At 67.2% G+C, this 22,517-nt stretch carries 27 protein-coding genes; 21 read left to right on the top strand and 6 right to left on the bottom strand.

Annotated features, from left to right (window positions below):
* Window positions 1-108 precede the first annotated feature (108 nt).
* Genes H9532_RS11685 through rsmD form a run of 3 tightly spaced genes read left to right on the top strand, consistent with a single transcriptional unit; the run spans window position 109 to window position 2,353 of the window.
* The gene (locus tag H9532_RS11685) at window positions 109-1,161 is read left to right on the top strand and encodes a TIGR00730 family Rossman fold protein (RefSeq protein WP_296368670.1); all 1,053 of its coding nucleotides are present in this window, start codon (window positions 109-111) and stop codon (window positions 1,159-1,161) included.
* On the top strand, window positions 1,158-1,784 hold the full coding sequence (gene hisH, locus H9532_RS11690) for an imidazole glycerol phosphate synthase subunit HisH (protein WP_296368672.1): 627 nt from the start codon (window positions 1,158-1,160) through the stop codon (window positions 1,782-1,784). The genes H9532_RS11685 and hisH overlap by 4 nt, the downstream gene beginning before the upstream one ends.
* Entirely contained in the window at window positions 1,781-2,353 is a 573-nt protein-coding gene (rsmD, locus tag H9532_RS11695) for a 16S rRNA (guanine(966)-N(2))-methyltransferase RsmD (protein ID WP_296368675.1), read from the top strand. Before hisH ends, rsmD begins: the two co-directional genes overlap by 4 nt.
* Before the next feature lie 20 nt (window positions 2,354-2,373).
* Here the strand turns inward: rsmD and petG are convergent, their stop codons facing one another.
* Window positions 2,374-2,487 (bottom strand): cytochrome b6-f complex subunit V, encoded by a 114-nt coding sequence (gene petG / locus H9532_RS11700; RefSeq protein WP_296368677.1) that lies wholly within the window; start codon window positions 2,485-2,487, stop codon window positions 2,374-2,376.
* 73 nt (window positions 2,488-2,560) lie between these two features.
* On the opposite strand from petG, the gene H9532_RS11705 reads away from it, so the two are divergent.
* The 15 genes from H9532_RS11705 to H9532_RS11775 all read left to right on the top strand — a co-directional run bounded on the left by H9532_RS11705 (window position 2,561) and on the right by H9532_RS11775 (window position 14,201).
* A complete protein-coding gene (locus tag H9532_RS11705) occupies window positions 2,561-2,953 on the top strand; it encodes a cytochrome c (RefSeq protein ID WP_296368679.1) in 393 nt (130 codons plus the stop codon).
* Entirely contained in the window at window positions 2,950-3,717 is a 768-nt protein-coding gene (locus H9532_RS11710) for an RNA methyltransferase (RefSeq protein ID WP_296368681.1), read from the top strand. Before H9532_RS11705 ends, H9532_RS11710 begins: the two co-directional genes overlap by 4 nt.
* Before the next feature lie 31 nt (window positions 3,718-3,748).
* Window positions 3,749-4,855 carry a serine hydrolase gene (locus tag H9532_RS11715; protein ID WP_296368683.1) on the top strand — a complete coding sequence of 369 codons (1,107 nt, stop codon included), beginning with the start codon at window positions 3,749-3,751 and terminating at the stop codon, window positions 4,853-4,855.
* Complete coding sequence (locus H9532_RS11720) at window positions 4,852-6,231, top strand: DUF3370 domain-containing protein (RefSeq protein WP_296368686.1); 1,380 nt, start codon at window positions 4,852-4,854, stop codon at window positions 6,229-6,231. Before H9532_RS11715 ends, H9532_RS11720 begins: the two co-directional genes overlap by 4 nt.
* On the top strand, window positions 6,228-7,316 hold the full coding sequence (gene bchI / locus H9532_RS11725) for a magnesium chelatase ATPase subunit I (protein ID WP_296369048.1): 1,089 nt from the start codon (window positions 6,228-6,230) through the stop codon (window positions 7,314-7,316). The genes H9532_RS11720 and bchI overlap by 4 nt, the downstream gene beginning before the upstream one ends.
* Window positions 7,317-7,366: 50 nt before the next feature.
* Window positions 7,367-7,582: a CopG family transcriptional regulator gene (locus H9532_RS11730; RefSeq protein WP_296368688.1), complete on the top strand. Its 216-nt coding sequence runs from the start codon at window positions 7,367-7,369 to the stop codon at window positions 7,580-7,582.
* Entirely contained in the window at window positions 7,576-8,052 is a 477-nt protein-coding gene (gene ruvC, locus H9532_RS11735; RefSeq protein WP_296368690.1) for a crossover junction endodeoxyribonuclease RuvC, read from the top strand. Before H9532_RS11730 ends, ruvC begins: the two co-directional genes overlap by 7 nt.
* Window positions 8,049-8,624: a 5-formyltetrahydrofolate cyclo-ligase gene (locus H9532_RS11740; protein WP_296368692.1), complete on the top strand. Its 576-nt coding sequence runs from the start codon at window positions 8,049-8,051 to the stop codon at window positions 8,622-8,624. The genes ruvC and H9532_RS11740 overlap by 4 nt, the downstream gene beginning before the upstream one ends.
* A 67-nt stretch (window positions 8,625-8,691) precedes the next feature.
* On the top strand, window positions 8,692-8,913 hold the full coding sequence (locus tag H9532_RS11745) for a hypothetical protein (protein WP_296368695.1): 222 nt from the start codon (window positions 8,692-8,694) through the stop codon (window positions 8,911-8,913).
* 43 nt (window positions 8,914-8,956) lie between these two features.
* Window positions 8,957-9,415 carry a hypothetical protein gene (locus tag H9532_RS11750; RefSeq protein WP_296368697.1) on the top strand — a complete coding sequence of 153 codons (459 nt, stop codon included), beginning with the start codon at window positions 8,957-8,959 and terminating at the stop codon, window positions 9,413-9,415.
* Window positions 9,415-9,834: a SufE family protein gene (locus tag H9532_RS11755; RefSeq protein WP_296368698.1), complete on the top strand. Its 420-nt coding sequence runs from the start codon at window positions 9,415-9,417 to the stop codon at window positions 9,832-9,834. Before H9532_RS11750 ends, H9532_RS11755 begins: the two co-directional genes overlap by 1 nt.
* A 55-nt stretch (window positions 9,835-9,889) precedes the next feature.
* Window positions 9,890-11,200 (top strand): homoserine dehydrogenase, encoded by a 1,311-nt coding sequence (locus tag H9532_RS11760; RefSeq protein ID WP_296368700.1) that lies wholly within the window; start codon window positions 9,890-9,892, stop codon window positions 11,198-11,200.
* Window positions 11,201-11,384: 184 nt separating this feature from the next.
* A complete protein-coding gene (locus H9532_RS11765; protein ID WP_296368702.1) occupies window positions 11,385-11,588 on the top strand; it encodes a hypothetical protein in 204 nt (67 codons plus the stop codon).
* Between the two features lie 22 nt (window positions 11,589-11,610).
* A complete protein-coding gene (locus tag H9532_RS11770) occupies window positions 11,611-13,185 on the top strand; it encodes an ABC transporter substrate-binding protein (RefSeq protein ID WP_296368704.1) in 1,575 nt (524 codons plus the stop codon).
* Window positions 13,182-14,201 carry an ABC transporter permease gene (locus H9532_RS11775; RefSeq protein WP_296368706.1) on the top strand — a complete coding sequence of 340 codons (1,020 nt, stop codon included), beginning with the start codon at window positions 13,182-13,184 and terminating at the stop codon, window positions 14,199-14,201. Before H9532_RS11770 ends, H9532_RS11775 begins: the two co-directional genes overlap by 4 nt.
* Here H9532_RS11775 and H9532_RS11780 read toward each other — a convergent pair.
* On the bottom strand, window positions 14,191-15,759 hold the full coding sequence (locus H9532_RS11780) for an alpha/beta hydrolase (protein WP_296368709.1): 1,569 nt from the start codon (window positions 15,757-15,759) through the stop codon (window positions 14,191-14,193). The two genes, H9532_RS11775 and H9532_RS11780, sit on opposite strands and share 11 nt — an antisense overlap.
* Between H9532_RS11780 and H9532_RS11785 the strand changes: the two genes are divergently transcribed.
* Complete coding sequence (locus tag H9532_RS11785) at window positions 15,750-16,964, top strand: MFS transporter (RefSeq protein ID WP_296368711.1); 1,215 nt, start codon at window positions 15,750-15,752, stop codon at window positions 16,962-16,964. The two genes, H9532_RS11780 and H9532_RS11785, sit on opposite strands and share 10 nt — an antisense overlap.
* A gap of 85 nt (window positions 16,965-17,049) precedes the next feature.
* A complete protein-coding gene (locus tag H9532_RS11790; protein WP_296368714.1) occupies window positions 17,050-17,946 on the top strand; it encodes a cation diffusion facilitator family transporter in 897 nt (298 codons plus the stop codon).
* Between the two features lie 12 nt (window positions 17,947-17,958).
* Here H9532_RS11790 and H9532_RS11795 read toward each other — a convergent pair whose 3' ends face one another.
* The 3 genes from H9532_RS11795 to ychF all read right to left on the bottom strand — a co-directional run bounded on the left by H9532_RS11795 (window position 17,959) and on the right by ychF (window position 20,062).
* Window positions 17,959-18,138, bottom strand: a complete 180-nt coding sequence (locus tag H9532_RS11795) for a hypothetical protein (protein WP_296368716.1) — start codon at window positions 18,136-18,138, stop codon at window positions 17,959-17,961.
* A gap of 90 nt (window positions 18,139-18,228) precedes the next feature.
* Window positions 18,229-18,819 carry an alpha/beta hydrolase gene (locus H9532_RS11800; RefSeq protein WP_296368718.1) on the bottom strand — a complete coding sequence of 197 codons (591 nt, stop codon included), beginning with the start codon at window positions 18,817-18,819 and terminating at the stop codon, window positions 18,229-18,231.
* A 151-nt stretch (window positions 18,820-18,970) separates the two neighbouring features.
* On the bottom strand, window positions 18,971-20,062 hold the full coding sequence (gene ychF, locus H9532_RS11805) for a redox-regulated ATPase YchF (protein WP_296368720.1): 1,092 nt from the start codon (window positions 20,060-20,062) through the stop codon (window positions 18,971-18,973).
* Between the two features lie 113 nt (window positions 20,063-20,175).
* Between ychF and H9532_RS11810 the strand changes: the two genes are divergently transcribed.
* The gene (locus H9532_RS11810) at window positions 20,176-21,345 is read left to right on the top strand and encodes an efflux RND transporter periplasmic adaptor subunit (protein ID WP_296368723.1); all 1,170 of its coding nucleotides are present in this window, start codon (window positions 20,176-20,178) and stop codon (window positions 21,343-21,345) included.
* A gap of 11 nt (window positions 21,346-21,356) precedes the next feature.
* On the opposite strand, the gene wecB is transcribed toward H9532_RS11810, so the two are convergent.
* On the bottom strand, window positions 21,357-22,478 hold the full coding sequence (gene wecB, locus H9532_RS11815) for a UDP-N-acetylglucosamine 2-epimerase (non-hydrolyzing) (RefSeq protein ID WP_296368725.1): 1,122 nt from the start codon (window positions 22,476-22,478) through the stop codon (window positions 21,357-21,359).
* Between the last annotated feature and the right edge of the window lie 39 nt (window positions 22,479-22,517).

Genomic DNA, 22,517 nt, shown 5'->3' on the forward strand with positions numbered 1-22,517 from the left:
GGTGGGATCAACGCCCAGATAGCCTCAAAGCCCGGCCTAGAGCCGGGCTTTTTCATGCCACTTCATGCGACAGATCCACACCAATCCCCCCGATCACCCCTTCGGCTGATGGAGCAGAGCCCCCTTCAGGCCCTCGATCAGGCGCTGCAAAACCACCCGCAGCGCCGCGCGATCGAGCGCAGCATCGTGAGCCTGCTGGAGATTGCCAAGGGCAGCACCGATGTCGATGAATGGCGGCTGATCAACGGAGCCCTCGCCGACATCCGCGATGGTCTCAGCGTGTTCGCCCCGCACCGGCGGACCCGGAAGGTCACCGTGTTCGGCTCAGCCCGAACCAGCCCGGAAGAGCCCGCCTACAAGCTGGCCCAGGAGCTGGCGGTGGAAGCCGTGGCACGCGGCTTCGAGGTGATGACGGGTGCCGGCGGCGGAATCATGGAGGCCGCCAACAGTGGGGCCGGCTGTGAGAACAGCATCGGCCTCAATGTGGATCTGCCGTTTGAGCAGCACGCCAACCGCTTCGTGAATGCCTGCGATGGCCGCCTGCTCCACTTCCGTTACTTCTTCACCCGCAAACTCTTTTTCCTGCGCGAGAGCGATGCCCTGGTGGTGATGCCGGGGGGATTCGGCACCTTTGATGAGCTGTTTGAATCGCTCACCTTGATCCAAACAGGCCGCACACCACCCATCCCGCTGGTGATGCTGGCGCCGAGCGGCGATCGCTTCTGGCCCGACTGGCTGCAGGACATCCAAAGTGATCTAGCCAGCCGCGCTCTGATCTCCCCGGAGGACACCAGCCTGCTCAAGCAGGCCAGCACCGCCGCCGAAGCGATGCAGCACATCTGTCATTTCTATCGGGTGTTCCACACGGCGCAGTTCGCCGAAGACCGGATGGAGCTGCTGCTGCACAGTGAGCTCCCCGCAGACACCGTGGCCGAGCTCAACCGGGAGTTCGACGATCTGGTGGATGAGGGCAGCCTCAGCCAAGGCGAAAGCTGCGATAGCAACGGCATCCTGCGGCCCTGCTTGCGCTTCCACCTCGATCGCCGCCGGGTGGGGCTGCTCTATCAGCTGATCGACCGGCTCAATGATCTGCCTCTGGAGGTGGCACCGGCGATCGAGCAACCTGGAGAAAGGATCCGCTCTGCCCTCTCCTGTTCATGAGCACCATCGGCCTGATCGATTACGGCATGGGCAATCTGCATTCGGTGCAGCGGGCTTTTGAACGCCTGGGCTGCCGGATCCAGGCCGTCACCGCGACCGATCAGATGCAGGGCTGCGATGCCCTCGTTCTGCCTGGGGTAGGAGCCTTCGATCCCGCCATGCAGCGCCTGGAGCAGTCAGGGCTGGCCGACGGCCTGCAGCAGTGGTGCCGTTCTGGTGGAGCTTTGCTGGGCATCTGCCTGGGCCTGCAACTGCTGTTCGAGGGCAGCGATGAAGGGGAGCGGTGTGGGCTTGGCCTGCTGAAGGGCCACGTCGCCGCCCTGCCGAAACAGCCGGGCCACCCGGTGCCCCACATGGGTTGGGAGCCCCTGCAGCCACACACCCCCAGCCCCCTGCTGCCGCCCGATGGCCAGCCCGCCTGGATGTATTTCGTGCACTCCTATGCGGCCGTACCGAGCGAACCCAGTTGCACCACAGCGGCGGTGACGTTCGGAGAGCACAGCATCACCGCAGCCGTCTGGCAGGGGCGCATCGGTGCCTGCCAGTTCCACCCGGAGAAATCCAGCCTCAGTGGTGAAGCCATGCTCCGCCGCTGGCTCGCCTGGGTGGACCAACCGGGATGAGCCTGCGTCTCAGTGGTGGCCGGCGCCTGCAGAGCCCGCCGGGGAACACCGCTCGCCCCACCCCCTCGCGGGTGCGGCTGGCGGTGATGAACATGTTGGCCGCCGAGCTGCCCGGCAGCCGCTGGCTGGATCTGTTCTGCGGCAGTGGCGTGATGGGCTGTGAAGCGCTGCAGCGGGGCGCTGCTGCTGTGGTGGCCGTGGATCAGCAACGGGCGATGGCGAACACCAGCCGCGCCAATCTCGAACTCACCGCCTCTGGGCTGACGCCCACGCCCCAGCTGCAGGTGGAGTGCCAGGAGGTGGTGCGCTGGCTCGAGGCCGGTCGCCCGGCTGCCCTGCCGCCGTTCGATCTGATTTACGCGGATCCGCCCTACGCGGCCGGGCTCTATGGACCCGTCGCCGCAGCGGTGCTGCAGGGCGATTGGCTGAGCAGCCAAGGGTTGTTGCTGGTGGAATGCAGCTCTTCAGCCCTGCCCACCCACTCAGGTGGCGCGTTTGAGGGGTGGGAACTGCTTAAGCAAAAACGGTATGGCAGCAGCTCAGTCCTAATGCTGGCTGCTGCCTGTTGAGGAACCGAAAACTGGGGGCTTCAGCCGCCCAGGGCGCTACCGCGGCGGTACTGGTTCCAGGCAGCCACGAACAGGCCGGCGAGCGTCACGGGAATCAGACCGAGCACGATGCCGCAGAGCAGGGGTTCGATCATGGGGTGACACACCAGCGTTGGTTGCACAATTCTTTCACGCGCTCGTGCCCAGCGCGAATCCCCCACACCATCTGTGACTGCATCGTCCACCCCTGAGAGCACCAAGCCCGCTGGCGCCAGCCGGGGCTTGATTCCCGCCCTGGTGCTGCTGGCCGCTGCCTGCATTGCAGCGCTCGCACTGGTGGTTCTGCCGGCTGCCCGCAGCGATCCCTACACCCGCAGCACCCTGCAACTGAGCGGCGCAGCCGATCGGGGCGAACAGCTGTTTCTGATCAACTGCGCCGGTTGCCATGGCATCGCCGCCCAAGGGCTGGTGGGCCCGGATCTGCATGGGGTGGACAGCCGTAAGAACAACCGTCAGCTGATTCAGCAGGTGGTGAGCGGCCGCACCCCGCCAATGCCGCGGTTCCAACCCGACCCCCAGGCCATGGCGGACTTGCTGGCCTACCTGCACACGCTCACATGAGCCTGGCGGTGGTGCTGGTGGAGCCCGCAGGCCCGCTCAACGTGGGCAGCGTGGCTCGGCTCTGCGCCAACTTCGCCATCGAGCAGCTGCGGCTGGTGGCACCGCGCTGCGATCACCGCGGCCCCGAAGCGCGGCAGATGGCCGTGCACGGTGAGGCACTGCTGGAGCAGGCCACGCTCTATCCCGATCTGGCCGCCGCCATTGCCGACTGCCAGCGGGTGGTGGCCACCAGCGGCCGGATTGAAACCGAAAGCCTGCCGCTCAGCGAGCCGGGTCAGGCCTTCCGCTGGCTCTGCCAGGACAGCAGCATTCAAGAAGGCGGCTCGAGAGACAGCCATCACCGGATGGCGGCCCTGGTGTTTGGGCGCGAAGACAGGGGGCTGAGCAATGCCGAACTGCTTCAGGCCGGACGGGTGGTACGCCTGGCCACCAGCGAGGCCTATGCCTCCCTCAACCTCTCCCACGCGGTTGCGATCTGCCTGCACGAGCTGCAGGCCTGCCGCACGCAGCCTCTGCCCGTGGCCACCAGCCCAGGCATCACGAACGACGGCGACCTTTGCAACCGTGGGGCCCTCGAAGCCGCCTTAGCCGATGTCGAGGCACTGCTGCTGGAGGTGGGCTTCCTGTATCCCCACACGGCGGCGGCACGGATGGCCAAGCTGCGGGCGCTGTTGCAACGCGCGCAGGTGCAGCAGCCAGAGGTGGCACTGCTACGCGGCATGGTGCGTCAACTGCGCTGGGCAGCCCGGCGAGAGACCCCTTAACGTCCGGTCCGACCGCCAGCAGGCAGCACCCGTGAGCGCGAGCCGCCCCAACCGCTCCAGCAGCACCCCGGGATGGGGAGGGCCGCTGCGCCTGGTGCTGCGGCTGGCCGTGATGGGCATCGGCCTGGGGGTGATCACCGGCACCACCTTGAAGCTGCTGGCACCGCAGCTCGCCGGCGGCTCCAACGCTGCCGGCGCCAGCAAAGCGCCCCAGCCGCTGCTCCCTACAGCCCAACCCCTGCCCCGCGGCATGGCCCTGGGGCGGTTTGAACCCAAAACCGAGCTCACGGCTGTGAGCCAGAAATGGGCCCAACTGGCCGCGCGCCACAAAGACCTGCAGGCCAGCGGCTATCTGCTGGTTCTCGACGACGGCCGCTATGCCCAGCTGCAACCGGACCGGGCCTTGCCAGCGGCCAGCTCGATCAAAACGCCGATCCTGCTGGCAGGGCTGGAAGAACTGGATGCCGGCAAGCTGCGCTGGAACGAGCCCCTCGCGCTCACCAAAGAGGTGATCGGAGGCGGCGCCGGCTGGATGGCGAACAAACCGGTGGGAACGCGTTTCCCGTTCTGGGAGGCGGCCACCGAAATGATCCGGGTGAGCGATAACAGCGCCACCAACCTGTTGATCAAGCGCCTGGGAGGGAAGGTCGCCCTCAACGCCCGCTTCCAGGCCATGGGCCTCACCGCCACGGTGGTGAACAACTGGTTGCCTGATCTCGACGGCACCAACACCACCAGTTCCCTGGATCTGGCCCGTTCAATCGCCCTGGTGGATACCGGCGAGATGCTCAGCCCACGCGCGCGCGATCTGTTCCGTGGCGTGATGGGCACCTCTCGCACCAACACCCTGCTGCCCCTGGGCCTACTCATGGGTCTGGGCGGCGATTCCGCCGACCCCGACAGCGCTCTGCTGGCTCACGGCGTGACCGTGCTCAACAAAACCGGCGACATCGGCATCGCATACGCCGACGGAGGCCTGATCGAGCTGCCCAACGGCCAGCGGGCTGTGGCCGCTTTCATGGTGAAAGGTCCGTTCAACGACCCCCGCTCCACCGACCTGATCCGCGCCATGGCCGCCGAGGTGGCCCGGGCCCTGATCGGCAAGCCGGGCGGTACCGCACCCGCTGCATCCCGATGATCCTGCCCCTGCTGCTGGCGGCCGCACCGGCTGCCACCACCCCAGCAGCCCCAGCGCCGCCGGCTCAGGTCCTGAGGCCCCAGACCGTGGCGCCGCTACCTGGTGGCCTCGATCCGGTGCTGGTGGTGAACGACAACAACCCCGAACTGATCTCGGGGCCGGGGATCCTGCTCTCCACCTTCCCCCGTGCCGGCCGGCCCAAGCCCGATGCCCACCTGGATGTAGCCCTGAACGGTCGCTTTGATCTGTTCAGTCACCATGTGTATGCCGGCAAACCGGACAGCCTGGATTCCACCCTGTGGCTGGCGGTGGTTGCGGAACCCCGCGGCGCTCAACCGGTGACGCTGCAACTGCTGGGAGGCTCAACGGCGCTGTCTCAGGCCACCGATCAGGAGCAACCGGAGGCTCCCTTCCTGCCCCTACCGGCACTGATGACCCAGGACGGGCACGTGTACAGCGGTCCTGGCAGCCGCGTGGCCACCGAACTGCTGGCCCGCCAGCGCAATGCGCTGATGCCGGATCGCTGGACCCTGGCGCCTGGGCAACTGAGCACGCTGCTTGTGCTGCCGATCCCGGTGAAGGGGCTCGATCCGCTGCTCAATGGCCGCAACCTGCAGGTGCGTCTCCAGAGCTCAGGCCCTGTGAGCCTGGCCACCCTGGCGGCCTACGGCCAAGGGGATCAACCTCCGGCAACAGGCAGCTGGGCGGAGCTGCTGAACGGCGGCCTCAGCCCGAAGGAGCACCAGCCCACCCCGCGCGGTGCCAGCGGCCGGATCGTGTATTCCCGCGTCAGCGGGGTGCAGATCGGCAGCACTTGGAACGGCACGATCACCGACCCCGGCAAGCCTTACCTCTCCGCCAGCCGCGCCCCGATCTCCTGGCCGATCGCTTCCTTGGATCGGGGCAGCCTCGGCACCGGCCAAGTGCAAACAGCCGAGCTCAAAGCCTTCTACCCCGACACCGCCTGGGCGGCTCACGGCAACTACGGCGTGGAATACAACCTGGCAATTCCGCTGCGCAACACCGGCAGCAAACCGGTGCAGCTGGAGCTGGCCTTCGAATCACCGCTGAAGAGCGATCAGGCCCAGGGGGGCCTGCGCTTCAATCCCGAACCCGGCAAATCGGTGATGTTCCGCGGCACCGTTGAGGCCAGCGGCCTCGATGGTGAAGGCGGCAGCGCCGGCGGACGGCGCAGCTTCCACCTGGTGCAACGGGTGGGGCAGCAGGGGCCGGCCCTGGGCACGGTGAGCCTGGCGCCGGGGGCAAGCCGGCAGCTGCGGGTGCGGCTGATCTATCCAGCCGATGCCACGCCGCCACAGGTGCTGAGCCTGCTGCCTGTGAAACAATCCCCAGACCAGCCAGCCGCCTCCCACTGATGCAAGCCCGCAAGCGCAGGGTCTTCCCCTTCACCGCCATCGTGGGTCAGGAGGAGATGAAGCTCGCCCTGCTGCTCAACGTGATCGATCCGCGCATTGGCGGCGTGATGATCATGGGCGACCGCGGCACCGGCAAGAGCACCACGATCCGCGCCCTCGCCGATCTGCTCCCAGAGATCGACGTGGTGGCCGGCGACCCCTACAACAGCTCGCCAGCCGATCCCGACCTGCAGAGCGCTGAGGTGCGCCAGCGCGCGGAGCACGGCGAACAGCTGCCGATCGAGAAGCGCCAGGTGCCGATGGTGGACCTGCCCCTGGGCGCCACCGAAGACCGCCTCTGCGGCACCATCGACATCGAAAAAGCCCTGAGCGAAGGCGTGCGGGCGTTTGAGCCCGGCCTGCTGGCCAAGGCCAACCGCGGCCTGCTCTACGTGGATGAGGTGAACCTGCTGGACGACCACCTGGTGGACGTGCTGCTGGATTCGGCCGCCTCCGGCTGGAACACGGTGGAGCGAGAAGGCGTGAGCGTGCGCCACCCGGCCCGCTTCGTGCTGATCGGCTCCGGCAACCCCGAGGAAGGCGAACTGCGCCCGCAGCTGCTCGATCGTTTCGGCATGAGCGTGGAAGTGCGCACGGTGCGTGATCCCGAGCTGCGCGTGCAGGTGGTGGATCAGCGCACCGCTTTTGACAACGACCCCGACGGCTTCAACAACGCCGTGCAAACCACCCAGGACGCGCTGCAGGCCCGCGTGGTGGAGGCCCAGAACCGCCTGCCCCACGTGCAGATCGACGACGACCTGCGCATCCGCATCTCCGCCATCTGCGGTGAGCTGGATGTGGACGGCCTACGCGGCGACATCGTGACCAACCGTGCCGCCCGCGCCCTTGCCGCCTTCGAGGGCCGCACCGAGGTGACCGAAGACGACGTGGCCCGCGTGGCCGCCTGCTGCCTGCGTCACCGCCTGCGCAAGGACCCGCTGGAGCAGATCGACTCCGGCGACCGCGTGGTGAAGGTGTTCTGCAAGGTGTTCGAGCGCCCCGAATCCTCAGATCGCGGCGCCTTCGAACTGGCGCTGGCAGCCTGAGACGCTCTGTACAACCTCCATACACTGGGCCCAGCTGGCAGCTGAGCCTGATGACCACCAGCATTGACCTGCCGGAAGCCGACTACGCCCTGCTCGACTCGGCCTGCCGGCAACGGGGGATTTCACCAACCGAAGGCCTGAAACAGGCTCTGCGGTGCTGGTTAGCACAACCTGAGCACGGATCCCATGCGGCGGTCTTCGGGCTTTGGCGCGACCGCGATCAAAGCTCGCTGGAGATCGAGCAGGATCTGCGCGGAACGTGGTGATCCTCGGCATCGACCCCGGCCTGGCCCGGGTGGGTTACGGGCTGATTGAGGTGGACGGCACGCCCGGCCGCGGCCTCCAGCAGCTGCTCGATTGCGGGATCATCCGCACCGACCCTGGCCGCAGCGAAGGGGAAAGGATGGTGGAGATCGCCCGCGACCTGCGCCAGCTAATCCGCGCCTGGCAGCCCCAGCTGGCGGTGGTGGAGAAGTTTTTCTTCTATCGCTCGAGCACCACGATTTCGGTGGTTCAGGCGCGCGGGGTGCTGATGATGACCCTGGCGCGCTTCCAGATCCCGGTGGTGGAATTTCCGCCAATGCAGATCAAGCTGGCCCTGGCGGGCCACGGCCACGCCGAGAAAGACGACGTGCTGGCCGCCGTGATGCGCGAGCTCAACCTCGACACCCCGCCCCGGCCGGACGATGCGGCCGATGCCCTGGCGGCAGCGCTCACCGGCTGGTTTCAGCGATGAAGCCCGCCGCCACCGGCAGCACCAAAACCGAACTGCGCCGGTTGTATCGCGAGCGGCGGCTGCAGCATTGGGCCGCAGCCGAAGCTGGCATGCAAGCAGCGGCCCTGGCTTTGAGCGAGCAGCTGGAGGGCGAGCAACAGCTGGGGCTTTACTGGCCACTCAAGGGTGAGGCCGACCTCAGGCTGCTGGCAGAACAGCCCGGGCTGCGCAATCGCCTGGCCCTGCCGCGGGTGGCAGGCGGGCTACTGCGCTACCGGCACTGGCCAGCAGCCTCGGCCCTCAGCCCTGACGACACGGGCATTCCCGCCCCAGAGCACGGCCCAGACCTCGAAGCCAGCGCCCTGGGGCTGCTGCTGGCCCCTGCCCTGGCCTTCGACCAGCAGGGGTTCCGCCTGGGGTACGGCGGTGGCTGGTTTGATCGCTTACGCAGCGATCCCCACTGGAGAGCCATCCCCGCGCTGGCCGTGCTGCCAGCCGCTTGCCTGACAACAGCCCTACCTGGTGATCCCTGGGATGTGCCCTTCCAGGGCTGGCTCGATGAGCAGGGCATCCATTGGTTGCAAGCTGTTTAAACCTCACCTGCACCCACGCGCCACTGATCAGGCTTTGGCAGGATCACTGCAGGCAAAGACCTCACCTGTGGATCTCCAGGCCAACGACGCGTTCCAATCCGCCAGCAATGCCAACCGGCGGACGCCTGGCATCCGCGTGAACCGAGGCACCGCAGCCGAGCAGGTGCTGGCCGCTGAGCTGAGCGGACGCCAGGAGAACGGCGATGCCCTGGCAATGATGGTGAGCTCGATGGTGCACATGGTGCAGGCCGGCAAAACCCGCAGCGCCGGCAACCGCTGGTCGGCCTGAATCCCAGGCGCTTAGCTGTCAGCAGCTTCCCCTCGGCATCGCGATGACGCAGCCCGTTCCCACCGCTCTGCGAGCCCTGGCGCTGGCACTGCTGCTCAGCCCTGCAGCGGCCCAGGCTCACGGCATTGAGAGCAGCCTCACCCGGCTGGAATCCCTCACGGACAGCCTGGTGCTGGAGAGCCATTTCTCCAATGGCGAACCCACCAGCGATGCGGTGGTGCGCCTGGTGGCACCGGATGGTGAATCCCTCGAGCTGGGCCGCACCAATGCGAACGGTCAACTGAGCTTCGCGCTGCCCAAACAGGCCAATGGCGAGTGGGAGCTGCAGGTGGATGGGGGGCCGGGCCACCGCGACTACCTGGAGATGCCCGTGCAGCAGGGGCAGGCCCAGCTCGACAAAATCAGCCAGCATTCCCACGGCTCAACGCCCCTGGGCTGGCTCGGTGCCCTGGGTGCAACTGCCATGCTGCTGGGACTCCAGCGCATTCGTCGTCACCGTTGATGGCCACCGGCAGCGAGAAGCTCGATCAGATCGTTGAACGCCTCAAAAGCACCGCCGACCCGAAGCGGCGCTACGAATACGTGCTCTGGCTGGCCAAGAAGCTGGAGCCGCTGCCAGAGGACTTCCGCAACGACGCCTTCAAGGTGAAGGGCTGCGTGTCGCAGGTGTACGTGGTGGGGCAGCTGGTGGATGGAAAGCTCCACTGGCAAGGCGATTCCGACGCAGCCATCACCAAGGGGCTGCTGGCGCTGCTGATCGAGGGGCTCGAAGGGCTCGAGCCCACCGCTGCGGCTGGCATCGATCCGGGCTTCCTCAGCGAAACGGGCTTGCAGGCGAGCCTCACACCCTCACGGGCCAATGGCTTCCTCAACATTCTCAAGATGATGCAGGCTCAGGCCAGCGCCCTGGCGGCGAGCTGAAGGCTCCGGCGAACCGGTCGATTTCTAGGATCTGCCCTTTCACGGATTGGGCGGCATGACCATCGGCATCGGCTTGCTCGGGCTTGGCACGGTGGGAGCAGGCGTTGCCGAGATCCTGCTCAACCCAGAAGGCCGCCATCCGCTGGTGGGGCAGCTGGCACTCAAACGGGTGGCGGTGCGCGATCTGAGCCGGCCAAGGCCGGTGGATCTTCCCGCCGAGGTCCTCTGCACCGATCCGCAGCAGGTGGTGAATGATCCCGCTGTCGACATCGTGGTGGAGGTGATGGGCGGTCTGGAGCCGGCCCGCAGCCTGATCCTGGCGGCCATCGCCGCGGGCAAGCCGGTGGTGACGGCCAACAAGGCGGTGATCGCCCGCTACGGCGAAGAGATCGCCGCCGCCGCTGCCGAGCGGGGTGTGTATGTGCTGATCGAGGCCGCCGTGGGCGGCGGCATCCCGATCATCGAACCGCTCAAACAGTCCCTGGGCGGCAACCGCATCCAGCGGGTGAGCGGCATCATCAACGGCACCACCAACTACATCCTCAGCCGCATGGCGGATGAGGGGGCTGCCTACGGCGATGTACTGGCGGATGCCCAGCGCCTGGGCTACGCCGAAGCCGATCCCGCCGCCGATGTGGAAGGCGGCGATGCCGCCGACAAGATCGCCATCCTCTCGGGCCTGGCCTACGGCGGCTCGATCGAGCGCAGCGCCATCCCCACCGAGGGCATCAACCGCCTCGATGCCCGCGATGTGAACTACGCCGCCCAACTCGGTTACGTGGTGAAGCTGGTGGCCACCGCTCAATGCCTCGGTACCGACGCCGACGGAACCGTGCAGCTGGATGTACGCGTCAACCCCACCCTGCTGCCCAAGGAGCATCCCCTGGCGGGAGTGCACGGGGTGAACAACGCCATCCTGGTGGAGGGTGATCCTGTAGGCCGGGTGATGTTCTACGGACCCGGCGCCGGCGCGGGCCCCACCGCCTCTGCCGTGGTGGCCGACATCCTCAACATTGCCGGCATCCGCGAGGCCACGGGTCAGGGCGGCGGCCTCGACCCATTGCTGGCGGCCAGCCGCTGGCGCGCCTGCCGCCTGGTGGATCCTGGTCAGACGCAGCACCGCAACTACCTGCGCCTGCAGACCGGCGATCAGGCCGGGGTGATCGGCCGGATTGGCAGCTGCTTCGGGGATGAGGGCGTCTCGATCCGCTCAATCGTGCAGTTCGAAACCAGCGGTGCCTGCGCCGATGCCGAAATCGTGGTGATCACCCATGAAGTGCAGGAGGCCAATTTCCGCCGTGCCCTCGCCGCGATCACGGCGCTACCGGATGTGAAGGCTGTGGCGGCGTGCCTGCGCACGCTCTGAGCCGGCGTTGAGGCAGATTGGACACAAAGCGAGAACCACCCCGCGCCACAGCGCCATCCGAATCCGCTGACGCAGCGCTTGCTTTGTAGCGACGAGAACCTTTGATCAGCCAATCGCCGAGAAGGCTGTTGCTCGGATCCTCTTTTCTCTCAGCGCCACCTCCGCTCTGTTTCACACCAGACCCATGACCCTGCATCAGGGTGATTGCATCACCCTCACCAGCGACGAAAACCTGTATCAGGTGATCGGCGTGGACGATCGCCACAACCGCTGCTGGGTGCGGCGCTGGCCCCTGGCCCGCCACGGCTCACCCGTGTTTGAAATTTCTCTGCAGCAGGTGGCCAGTCACAGCCACCACCACCCCCCTCGCCTTGTGCATGGGGCTTGAATAAGCGGGCTTGCCCGCAACCTTGACCAGCCGCCCCCTGTTCCACTCAGCCCTGGCGGCTTCGCTACCGGCCGTCGCTTTGCTGTCCGGCTGCCAGCCCCCTCATCCCACCGGCCAGCTGGTGGTAGCCAGCAAAAGCAGCCTGGCGTCGGTGGATCCTGTGGATGTGACCACCCACGCCGGTCTGCAGCTGCTCAGCGCCGTGGGTGATTCGCTGTACACCGCAGCCGCCGATGGCCAACTGAAGCCGCACCTGGCCACGGCTTTACCCCAGATCAGCCCAGATGGTCGCAGCGCTCGCATCCCCCTGCGGCGGGATGTGCTGTTCCATGACGGCAGCCGGTTTGATGCCGCCGCCATGGTGTTCAGCCTGGAGCGCTTCCGCAGCCTGGCCAAGATGGGCTACCTGCTCGATGACCGCATCAGCGGCGTGCGCGCCAGCGGGCCCTATGAGCTGGAGCTGCAGCTGAAGCGCCCCTACAGCGCCCTGCCGGCATTGCTGAGCTCGATCAGCCTCGCGCCGCTCTCTCCCAAGGCCTACCGGCAGCACCAGAGCAAACCCCTGGCGGATCGCTTCGTGGGCACCGGCCCATACCGGCTGGTGAGCAGCACCCCCCAGAAACAAACCCTGCTGCCCTTCGAGCGCTACTGGGGTCCGCCGCCCCGAAACCGCGGCCTGCATTTGGTGACGCTCAGCAACTCCACCGCCCTGTTCGGCGCGCTGGTGAGCGGAGAAGTGGATGTACTCACCTCATCCGGCATGGACAGCGACCAGCAACGCGCCCTGGCGCAGCGCGCCCAGCAGGGGCGACTGGTGGAGGGGATCGGCCCAGCCGGGGAAATCGGCTATCTCACACTGCTCAGTGATCGCCCACCCCTCAATCAACCGCTGCTGCGCCGGGCTGTGGCCCTGAGCCTGGATCGTGAGCTGATCAGTCAGCGGGTGAGCTACGGCATCCGGGCTCCGCTGCGTTCGCTCGTGCCGCCGCCGCTGGCTGGTTCAGAGCCGCCGGCCTGGCCGGCCTACAACCCCACAGAAGCGCGCCAGCTGTACCAACAAGCCGGCTACTGCCAGGGGCGACGTTTCACCCTGCCGCTCACCTTCCGCTCCAATGTGCCGGCCGACAAGTTGTTTGCCCTCACCTGGAAAGCACAGCTGCAACGCGACCTGAGCGACTGCGTGGCGTTGGAGATCACAGGCGTGGAATCCACCACGGCCTACCGCCAGCTGGCGGATGGCGCCTTCCCGATGATCCTGTTCGACTGGAGCGCCGATTACCCCGATCCCGACATCTACCTGGCGCCGATGCTTGCCTGCAGCAAACCGAAGGGCCAGCAGTGCCTGGAGGGCAATGCCGCCGCCGCCGGCAGCTTCTGGAGCGCACCGGGTCTGCAGGCAGAGCTGGAGGTCAGTGAACGCCTCTCGGGCCCCACGCGCCTGCCCCTGCTGCGCAAGCTGCAGCAGCGCACGGCGGCCGCAGCGGCCTACATCCCGGTGTGGCAGGTGGCGCCGCGGGCCTGGGCACAGCCACGGCTGCGCCGACCCGTGTTTGATGGCAGCGGCCGCCTGGTGCTGCAGGCCCTGAGTGTTCGATGAGTCGCCGTCGCCATCTGCTGCGTTACCTGGCCAGCCGGCTGGCGCTGGTGCCGGTGATGCTGTGGCTGATCGCCAGCCTGGTGTTCCTGCTGCTGCGCGTCGCTCCCGGGGATCCGATCGATGCCCTGCTGGGTTTGCGCGCACCGCCGGAGGCCCGGGCACTGCTACGCCAGCAGCTGGGCCTCGACCAGCCCTTGCTGGTGCAATACGGCCGCTACCTCGTTGATCTGCTGCACGGCCAGCTGGGCGATTCGCTCACCAACAACGAACCAGTGACCGCCGTGATCGGCCACAGCCTGCCCGCCAGCCTGGAGCTGGGCGTGGTGGCGCTGTTGATCGCGGCGGTGTTGGGGATCGCGGTGGGGTTCAGCGGCATCGCCAGGCCGGAGGGTAAAACCGATCTGGCTGGGCGGCTCTATGGCATCGGCACCTATGCCCTGCCTCCCTTCTGGGCGGCGATGGTGGTGCAGTTGGTGTTGGCCGTGTGGCTGGGTTGGCTGCCGGTGGGAGGCCGGTTCCCTGCCACCTTGGTGCCGCCCACGGGCAGTGGCTTTTATCTGCTCGACAGCCTGCTGGCGGGGAACACTCAGCAGTTCTGGGGAGCGCTGCGTCATCTGGTGCTCCCCGCCGCAACCCTGGGTTTGCTGCTCAGCGGTGTGTTTGCCAATGCCCTGCGGCTCAACCTGCGCCGCGCCCTGGATTCCGATTACGTGGAGGCGGCCCGCAGCCGCGGCCTGAGCGAACGGCGGGTGGTGCTACGCCACGCCCTACCCAATGCCCTGCTGCCGGTGCTCACGATCGCGGGCATCACCGTGGCCTCCCTGATCGGCGGGGCGCTGCTGATCGAAGTCACTTATTCCTGGCCCGGTGTGGCGTTCCGGCTGCAGGAGGCCATTGGCCAGCGGGATTACCCCGTGGTGCAGGGGATCGTGGTGGTCGTGGCGGCGCTGGTGGTGGCCGTGAGTGTGCTGGTGGATCTGCTGGTGGCGTTGCTGGATCCGCGGGTCAGTTTTTGAGGGCGTCGCTCCAGCTCTCCGCCTGGCGGCGGTTGAGCACATAGGCGGTCACGCCCCCGAGCTGGCGGCGCTGGGGTGCGATCCCCTGCGGCAGGGTGCTGAGGAAATCGGCAGTGAGCCCCAGGGTGAGGGCCTGCACCCGCTGGGGCTCGACCCCCACAAATTCCTCCCCCAGCTGGAACAGGGCCTGCTCCTGGCGATCAATGCGCACCGGCGAGAAGTGGCTTCCGCCCTCCAGCAGCACCAGGCGGCTCTGATGCTGTCCCTCGCGCAGGAACAACTGCAGCTGCTCCCCCAACGGTGGGGTAATCAGATCAAGACTGCCGCCCACCAGCAACACCGGCGCGGGCAGGGCGCGCAGACCGCGATGGGGCCAGAGCAGGCTGCCAAACCCATTGAGGCTCACCACCGCCTGCAGAGGTTGGGCCAGGGCTTGGACCGGCGGCAGCGACACATCCAGCAGCTGGCACTGCAGCAGCCGCGACAAGTTGGTGAGCGGGATGCCATCGAGGGCGCGATCGCAGCGGCGGGCCAGCCCCGATTCCGGCCGTAAGCCTGCCGCCAGCAGGCTGCTGAGCCCCCCCAGGGAATGGCCCATCAGCACCACCCGCTCCCCCAGCCGCGGCAACGGGCCCTGGTCCACCGCACGCACCACGGCCTGCAGATCCAGCACCCGATCACTGAGGGTTTCTGCCCCGGGCGGGGGACGCCGCCCCTCCAGCAGCTCCCGCACCGCCCGCTCATCACTGCCGGGATGATCCAGCAGCAGCACAGGCCACCCGCGCTGCTGCAACCCCGCCGCCAACCACTCCAGCTGGGCGGCACTGCCTCCCAGGCCAGGGCTGAGCAACACCCAGGCCTGGCGAGATCCCGGCCAGATCTGCAGCTCGAGCGGCTGGCGGCGATGGGCCACCGGCAACAGCAACCGTTCTGCGCTGGGCGCAGGGCCTGAGTCTGAGGCGACAGCCGGCCACAACTGGGACACCTGCCGCAGACGGAGCTGCTGCAGCGCTTGCAGCGCCGTGCTCTGCGCCACGATCTGCTGGCGCCACTGGGCCGCCAACTGCAGGCCGCCATCGAGATTCAGCACCAGGTTCTGGCTGGGCACCGCACGCAGCAGCTCAATCGTGGTCACCTGGCTCCGGCGGGCGAGCAGCTCCTGCAGGGTTTGAAAGAGAAGCGGACCGGCGCTGCCGCCCTGGTCGGTGCTGATCAGCTGATCGAGCTCCTCCAGCACCCGCTGGCCGGCCCAGCTGGCCAAAAACTGCTGGGCGAACGAGCGGTCCTGCACCAGGGGAGCGCGCAGGATGCGCCGGAGCTGCTCCCGGCCACGGGGATCGAGTAGATCCAGCCAGGCGCGCAGATCCCCACTCGCATCGCCCGGCGAACGGCTCCAGGCCTCCAGCGCCACCAGATCAATCGGCAGGCGCAGGCCATCGAGCCGCACCTCAAGTTGCTCGGCCGCCTGGGCAGGGGTCAGCCACAGCAGGCCAGCCAGCAGACTGCGCAGCACCGCACGCAACGGTCGACGGGTTGGCACGAGCACAGATGCTGTCAACGGGCCGGCAGTGGTGGCACCAGTTTCCCGCGCCGCTGCGGGAGCTGGCCACTGTGCGGTTGGTGGCGAGTTTCGGCGCCGGGGGAGTGCTCTATCTCACCCCGATGGTGTTCCACCAGGCGGACTTCTCCGCCTCACAGGTGGGAAGCGGCCTTGCCGTGGCAGCACTGGCGGGCACGCTGGGGCGCTTTGCCAGCGGCTGGCTGCTGGATCTGGGCCTGACCTGCGGCCTGCCGGTGCTCCTGGCCGGCCTGTGTGGCTTCCTCGGCGACACGCTGCTCCTGGGAGCGCACCACCAGCAGGGGTATGTGGCCGGCCAGGTGCTGCTCGGCCTGGCCGGTGGGCTCTATTGGCCCGCGGTGGAGCTGGCCGTGCCCCTCTGCTCAGCACCGATGGCCTCAGCGCGGGGCTATGCGCTCTCGCGCACGGCGGATGCAGGCGGGGTGGCCGCTGGCACCCTGGCCGGCGCCCTGCTGGCGCAACTGGGCCATCTGCGCGGGGTGTATCTGGTGGATATGACGGCGATCGTGGCCCTCGCCGCTCTGCTGCTCTGGCGGCCGCTGCCGCGGGCCCTCCAGGCCGGCCGCGCCGGCGTGCCGCCCGTGGCCTGGGGCGACTGGTTGCCGGCCCTGCTGCCGATGCTGCTGCTTTCGGTGGTGGCCACGGCGATTCCGGCCTTGATGCAGAGCGCCTTGCCGCTGGATCTGGTGCGGGGCGGGCTGGAGCGCGATGCCCAGCCGGAAGCGATCAGCGCCCTGCTGATCGGGCTGCCCCTGGCCCTGCTGCTGCTGATTCAGTGGCCCGTGGGTCAGGCCCTGGCACGCCGCTCGGTGGCGGTGGGGCTTGGGCTGAGCATGGTGTGCTTCAGCGGTGGCACGGCCTTGCTCGCCCTGTCGGCCCTGAGCGATCAGGGCATCGTGATGGTGGTTCTGGCCCTGATGCTGCTGGCCTTCGGGCAAGCGGCCTTCCTGCCCACGTCCACCGAAGCGGTGGTGGAGCTGAGCCCCGAAGGCCATGGCGGCCTGGCCATGGCGCTGTTCTCCCAATGCTTTGCCCTCAGCGCCTTCGGAGCACCGCTCCTGGCCGGCCTGCTGCTGGATGGCCAGGGCCACGGGCTGGTGCTCTGGTTGCTGATGGCGCTGGTGTGCGGGCTGTGCCTGCTGCTGATCGGGCCCATCCGCCGCCGGGCTCACGTGAAGGGCTGAAACCGAGGCAGGCCGAGGCAGGCCAAGCCCGACACATGCCGGCAGCCGCGGCAGACCGCACAATCAAGGCAGTGCTGCCAGGCCCATGGCTGTTCACGATCACGGTCGCCGTCACCCGCAGCAGCACATCGGCCGTGCCGGCCTGGCCTCCGCCTTCCGTTGGAGCATCCTGCTGAACACGGCGCTCTCATTGGCGCAGATCGTGATCGGCATCGGCTTCGGCTCACTGGCGCTGATCGGCGATGCCTTGCACAACCTGGGCGATGTGGCCGGGCTGGCCCTGGGCTGGGGCGCAGAACGCCTCAGCACCCGGCCGCCGAGTGAACGCTTCACCTACGGCTTCGGACGCAGCACCCAGCTCGCGGCCCTGAGCAATGGCGTGCTGGTGGCGATGGCCTCAGCGGTGGTGGTGGTGGAAGCGATCCAGCGGCTGCATAACCCGCAACCGCTGGTGAGCGGGCCGGTGGCCTGGGCCGCCGCGGCGGGCATCGCGGTGAATCTGGGATCCGCGCGCCTCTTCGGCCATGGCGGGCACAACGGTCATTCCCACGACCTCAATCGCCGCGCTGCGGTGGTGCATCTGATCAGCGATGCCTTGGTCTCGCTGGCGGTTCTCCTGAGCGCCTTGCTGGTGGGCCTCACCGGCTGGCATTGGCTGGACCCACTCACCGCCATTGGGGTGGGCATCGCCGTGGGCTACACGGGGGTGGTGCTGATCCGTGATGCGCTGGTGGTGCTGCTCGATGGCATCCCCAGCCACATCCAACCCGAACAAGTGCGCGCCACCCTGTTGGCCCTACCTGGGGTGGTGGACGTGCACCACGTGCACATTTGGAGCCTGAGCACGAGCCAGGTGGCCCTCACCGCTCACCTGTGCCGCCGCGACAGCGGCATGGGCGATCTGGAACTGCTGCATTGCGCCAAGGACGCCCTGGCCGCCATCGGGGTTGAGCACAGCACGCTGCAGCTGGAGCCGGCCTGAAGACAGAGGGGCTCAGCCCTTGCTCACCTTGGCGGTCCAAGCCTCATGGGGGAGGGGCTCGGTGCCGTACTCCCAGTCGTCGTAGTCGGGGTCGTTGCGGATCTGCTGGTGCACCTGCTTCTGCACGTCAAAGTCGTGCTGCTGAGTGGCGTCCTGCTGGGTGGGGTCGCCGGCCTGCTGCTGCTCCGTCATGGGGCTCAGTGGGGTCCACCCATTGTGAGGCAAACCAGCACGGGCGGCTCGCTGGGAGCCGCCCGGGGGCTCACCGGAACCCCATGGCGATCACCAGAGGCCGCGCACAGGAGCAGGAGCGGGAGTCGCTTCCGAGACCTGGGTGTAGGCGGCGATGCAGGCCGGTGTATTCACATACCAACTCAGCAGCGAAGTCTTGCGCTGGGTGTTGGAAGGATCCACGTTGCACACATCCATCGCGCCCTGCAGCCGCTCATCCACAGGCAGCAGGTTCATCATGCCGAAACCGGAGAGATTGCCATCCACGGAATCGAGAATGATGGCGCTGCGCACAGCCTGAAGGCTGTTCTGCTGGCTGTAATAAGGGGTGTAGTTGTTCTGGCCGATGCTGTTCTGCAGGAACTGCACGCCCTTATCGCTGTACAGGAAATCAGCCACAGCAACCACATCAACGGCATAGGCCTTCGATAGCCCCTGCTGGAGTTCGTCCTGGCTGTAGCCGGAGCGAGAGATCAGGCCGTTGGGCACCGGTGTGTCGTTGGTGCCCTCCAGGGGATTGAGCACATCGGAGCGGGGACCAACGCAATTCACACACACAGTGCGGGCCGTGAGGGGAATGGCCTGGGCTGCGCTGCCGAACACAACGGCAGCACCGGCAAGACCGGCAAGAACCTTGATCATGGAATCGCGAAGGGGATACATGCCATTGCTAGCGATCGTTCGCTGAAGCGGCATCCATCTGTAAGCCTTCGTGGGAAGAGCGCAGCACATACGCCACAACCCCCATCTCGAGGATTGACTATTGCTGCTAGAGCCTGGCTGCAACTAGGCCCTACACATTGAACAGAAACTCCATCACATCGCCCTCATCCACCACGTACTCCTTGCCTTCAGCCCGTAGCCAACCCTTGTTACGCGCCTCGGCCAGGGAACCGGCCTCGAGCAGCTGCTGGTAGCCAATGGTCTGGGCGCGGATGAAGCCGCGTTCGAAGTCGGTGTGGATCACGCCGGCCGCCTGGGGGGCGGTCATGCCGGCCTTGATCGTCCAGGCGCGGGTTTCCTTCTCACCGGTGGTGAAGTAGGTGCGAAGGCCCAGCAGGCTGTAGGTGGCGCGGATCAGGCTTTGCAGACCACCTTCCTCAACCCCGAGACCCGCCAGAAATTCAGCACGTTCTTCCTCCGGCAGTTCGATCAGCTCAGCTTCCACCTGGGCACTGATGCGCACGGTGCCGGCACCTTCCTGCTTGGCCAGGGTGGCCACTTCCTCGCAGTAGGCGTTGCCTGAGGCCAGATCGTCTTCGCTCACATTGGTGGCGTAGATGATCGGCTTGGCGGTGAGCAGCCCCAGGGGCTTCACCATCGCCGCCTCCTCATCCGTGAGATCAACGCTGCGGGCCGCGCCGCCCTGCTCCAACACCGCCTGGATGCGCTCAAGGGCCGCATCCTCCACCTGGGCTTCCTTGCTGGTGCGCACCTGCTTCTTCAAGCGCTCACGCCGCTTCTCCACCTGGCTCAGATCCGCCAGACCAAGCTCCAGATTGATCACTTCGGCGTCGCGGGCCGGGCCCACCGAGCCGCTCACGTGGATCACGTCGTCGTTTTCGAAGCAGCGCACCACGTGCACGATCGCGTCGACTTCGCGGATGTTGGCCAGGAACTTGTTGCCCAGGCCCTCGCCCTGGCTGGCGCCCTTCACCAAGCCAGCGATATCCACAAACTCCACCCGCGTGGGAATGATCTCCTTGCTGCGACTGAGATCAGACAGCTGCTGCAGCCGCGGATCCGGAACCGCCACCACGCCCGAATTGGGCTCGATGGTGCAGAAGGGATAGTTGGCCGCCTCGGCCTGGGCATTGGCCACAAGGGCGTTGAACAGGGTCGACTTGCCCACATTGGGCAGCCCCACGATTCCGGCTTTAAGCATGCGGGGAATCTACGAACCGCCCTCCGAGCACTCCGGCGGTGATCCACCCCACAGCTCAGGGGTGCGACCAGGAAGACTGGAACGAGCGCCAGCGCAGGACCATTCCCTCCTCAATGCTCCACTCCCCTCCCACGCGCGAGGGCAAGCCGCTGCCAGCCGCCGCACGTTTCAACCAGCGCTGGCTCAAACGCAAGCGACTCTGGGCTGGGCTGCTGGCCGGCGCGCTGGTGATCGGAGGGGGCAGCGCCCTGCTCAGCCAACGGCGCAGCAGCGGTCAGCAGCGCAGCCTGTCCACCTACACCGTGCTGGCCCGCCAAGGGAGCCTGCCGGGCGTAATTACCGCCAGCGGAGAGCTGGAGGCCTTCCGCAAGGTGAATGTGAGCCCCAAGCGCCAAGGGGTGCTGGAGAAGCTGTTTGTGGAGGAAGGCGACAGCGTGCGGGCGGGCCAGGCCCTGGCCCTGATGGATAGCGGCGACCTCACCGACCGCCTCGATGAACTGCGGGCCCAGGTGCGCTCCGCCAAGGCTCAGCTCAGCCGCAGCCAGAGCGAACTGCAACGCCGCGAAGCGCTGATCCGCCAAGGCGGCATCAGCATGGACGACTACAACAGCGCACGGTCGAGCTACTTCGTCGACAAGGCCGCGGTGGAGGCAGCCCAGCAACGGCTGGATGCCCGGCTGATCGAGCGCGGTGATCTCACCGTTCGAGCGCCCTTCACCGGCGTGGTGACCGCCCGCTTCGCGGATCCAGGCGCCTTCGTCACGCCCACCACCTCAGCGTCGGCATCGGCCGGCGCCAGCAGCTCCTCGATCGTGGAACTGGCCCAGGGGCTGGAAGCCGTGGCCAAGGTGCCCGAGAGCGACATCGGCCGCATCCAGGTGGGCCAGAGCGCCTCGGTGCGGGTGGATTCCTTCCCCGATCGTCGCTTCCCGGCCCGGGTGCGCCAGATCGCACCCCGCGCCGAAAAGCTCAACAACGTCACCTCCTTCGAAGTGAAACTGCAGCTGATCGATCCACCACCGGAACTGCGCATCGGCATGACCGCCGACATCGACTTCAGCACCGGCACCCTGGCCGCCCGCACCGTGATCCCCACCGTGGCGGTGGTGACCGAACAGGGCAAACCCGGTGTGCTGCTGGTGGGCCCAGGCAATCAGCCCACCTTCCAGGCCGTGACGCTGGGAGCCAGCAGTGGCAAGGACACCCAGATCCTCGAAGGCCTCAAACCAGGCACCCGGGTGTTCATCGACCTGCCGCCCTGGGCCAAGAAAAAGCGCGAGTGATGCTGCGCCGCTCAGCGAGCAGCCTGAGCGAGGAAGCGACGGCTCACCTCCACAATCCGTTCGCTGGCTTTGCCATCGCCAAATGGGTTGTGGGCGCGGGCCATGGCCTCGTAGGCGCCTGAGTCCTCCAGCAAAAGCGAGGCCTCGCGCAGGATGTCGGCGCTGGCGGTGCCGATCAATTTCGCCGTTCCGGCATCCACAGCCTCCGGCCGCTCCGTGGTGCGGCGCAGCACCAGAACAGGCTTGCCCAGGGCCGGAGCCTCCTCCTGCAAACCGCCGGAATCGCTCAGCAGCAGCGTGCAGCCGCGCATGGCCGCCACCAGTTGGTCGTAATCGAGCGGCTCGGTGAGGAAGGCGCGCGGGTGATCACCCAGCAGCGCCTGCAGCGGTTCGCGCACGGTGGGGTTGCGGTGCAGCGGCAGCAGCAGGGCGGTATCGGGGAAACGCTCGAGCACCTGCAGGAAGCCCTGGCCGATCTCCTGCAGCCGCTCACCCCAGTTTTCGCGGCGATGCACCGTGGCCAGGATCACCCGCTGCTGGTTGAAATCCAGGCCAGGCAACACAAACGGCGGCGCCTTCTCAGCCATCAACAGCAGCGCATCGATCACGGTGTTGCCGGTGATGCACACCTCACCCACCACGCCCGAAGCTCGGCAGTTGGCCGCCGACACCTCGGTGGGTGCGAAGTGCAGCTGGGCCAGCTGGGAGATCAGGCGCCGGTTCGCTTCCTCTGGATAGGGATCCATGATGTTGTCGGTGCGCAGGCCCGCCTCCACATGGCCCACGGGCACCTGGGCATAGAAGGCCGCCAGGGCTGAGGCAAAGGCCGTGGTGGTGTCGCCCTGCACCAGCACCAGATCCGGCTTGTGCTGCTCAAACTCCGCCTGCAAGCCCTGCAGGGCTCCACAGGTGATATGGGTAAGCGTTTGCTTGGGGGCCATCAAGGCCAGGTCGTGATCGGCCTGCAGGCCGAACAGCTCCATCACCTGAGCCACCATCTCCCGGTGCTGCCCGGTGAGCACCACCCGGGTGCGGAAATCAGCTGCCGACTGGAAGGCCTGAATCACCGGCGCCAGCTTGATGGCCTCAGGGCGCGTGCCCAACACGATGCAGACGTTGTGGGGGGTACTCACAGGGGCCGGCCATGTAGCCGGATCCTAAAGATGGCGGGC

It is taken from the genome of Vulcanococcus sp. Clear-D1 (assembly GCF_014654725.1).
Taxonomy (GTDB): Bacteria; Cyanobacteriota; Cyanobacteriia; order PCC-6307; family Cyanobiaceae; genus Vulcanococcus.

What these genes read in the sequence shown, in the direction of transcription:
- H9532_RS11765 (WP_296368702.1), top strand. Translation starts at nt 11,385, where the DNA reads ATGACCCTGCATCAGGGTGATTGCATCACCCTCACCAGCGACGAAAAC.
- H9532_RS11790 (WP_296368714.1), top strand. Translation starts at nt 17,050, where the DNA reads ATGGCTGTTCACGATCACGGTCGCCGTCACCCGCAGCAGCACATCGGC.
- H9532_RS11800 (WP_296368718.1), bottom strand. Translation starts at nt 18,819, where the DNA reads ATGATCAAGGTTCTTGCCGGTCTTGCCGGTGCTGCCGTTGTGTTCGGC.
- H9532_RS11720 (WP_296368686.1), top strand. Translation starts at nt 4,852, where the DNA reads ATGATCCTGCCCCTGCTGCTGGCGGCCGCACCGGCTGCCACCACCCCA.
- H9532_RS11810 (WP_296368723.1), top strand. Translation starts at nt 20,176, where the DNA reads ATGCTCCACTCCCCTCCCACGCGCGAGGGCAAGCCGCTGCCAGCCGCC.
- H9532_RS11755 (WP_296368698.1), top strand. Translation starts at nt 9,415, where the DNA reads ATGGCCACCGGCAGCGAGAAGCTCGATCAGATCGTTGAACGCCTCAAA.
- petG (WP_296368677.1), bottom strand. Translation starts at nt 2,487, where the DNA reads ATGATCGAACCCCTGCTCTGCGGCATCGTGCTCGGTCTGATTCCCGTG.
- H9532_RS11760 (WP_296368700.1), top strand. Translation starts at nt 9,890, where the DNA reads ATGACCATCGGCATCGGCTTGCTCGGGCTTGGCACGGTGGGAGCAGGC.
- H9532_RS11740 (WP_296368692.1), top strand. Translation starts at nt 8,049, where the DNA reads ATGAAGCCCGCCGCCACCGGCAGCACCAAAACCGAACTGCGCCGGTTG.
- H9532_RS11710 (WP_296368681.1), top strand. Translation starts at nt 2,950, where the DNA reads ATGAGCCTGGCGGTGGTGCTGGTGGAGCCCGCAGGCCCGCTCAACGTG.
- hisH (WP_296368672.1), top strand. Translation starts at nt 1,158, where the DNA reads ATGAGCACCATCGGCCTGATCGATTACGGCATGGGCAATCTGCATTCG.
- H9532_RS11775 (WP_296368706.1), top strand. Translation starts at nt 13,182, where the DNA reads ATGAGTCGCCGTCGCCATCTGCTGCGTTACCTGGCCAGCCGGCTGGCG.
- H9532_RS11730 (WP_296368688.1), top strand. Translation starts at nt 7,367, where the DNA reads ATGACCACCAGCATTGACCTGCCGGAAGCCGACTACGCCCTGCTCGAC.
- H9532_RS11785 (WP_296368711.1), top strand. Translation starts at nt 15,750, where the DNA reads ATGCTGTCAACGGGCCGGCAGTGGTGGCACCAGTTTCCCGCGCCGCTG.
- ychF (WP_296368720.1), bottom strand. Translation starts at nt 20,062, where the DNA reads ATGCTTAAAGCCGGAATCGTGGGGCTGCCCAATGTGGGCAAGTCGACC.
- rsmD (WP_296368675.1), top strand. Translation starts at nt 1,781, where the DNA reads ATGAGCCTGCGTCTCAGTGGTGGCCGGCGCCTGCAGAGCCCGCCGGGG.
- H9532_RS11750 (WP_296368697.1), top strand. Translation starts at nt 8,957, where the DNA reads ATGACGCAGCCCGTTCCCACCGCTCTGCGAGCCCTGGCGCTGGCACTG.
- H9532_RS11685 (WP_296368670.1), top strand. Translation starts at nt 109, where the DNA reads ATGGAGCAGAGCCCCCTTCAGGCCCTCGATCAGGCGCTGCAAAACCAC.
- H9532_RS11795 (WP_296368716.1), bottom strand. Translation starts at nt 18,138, where the DNA reads ATGACGGAGCAGCAGCAGGCCGGCGACCCCACCCAGCAGGACGCCACT.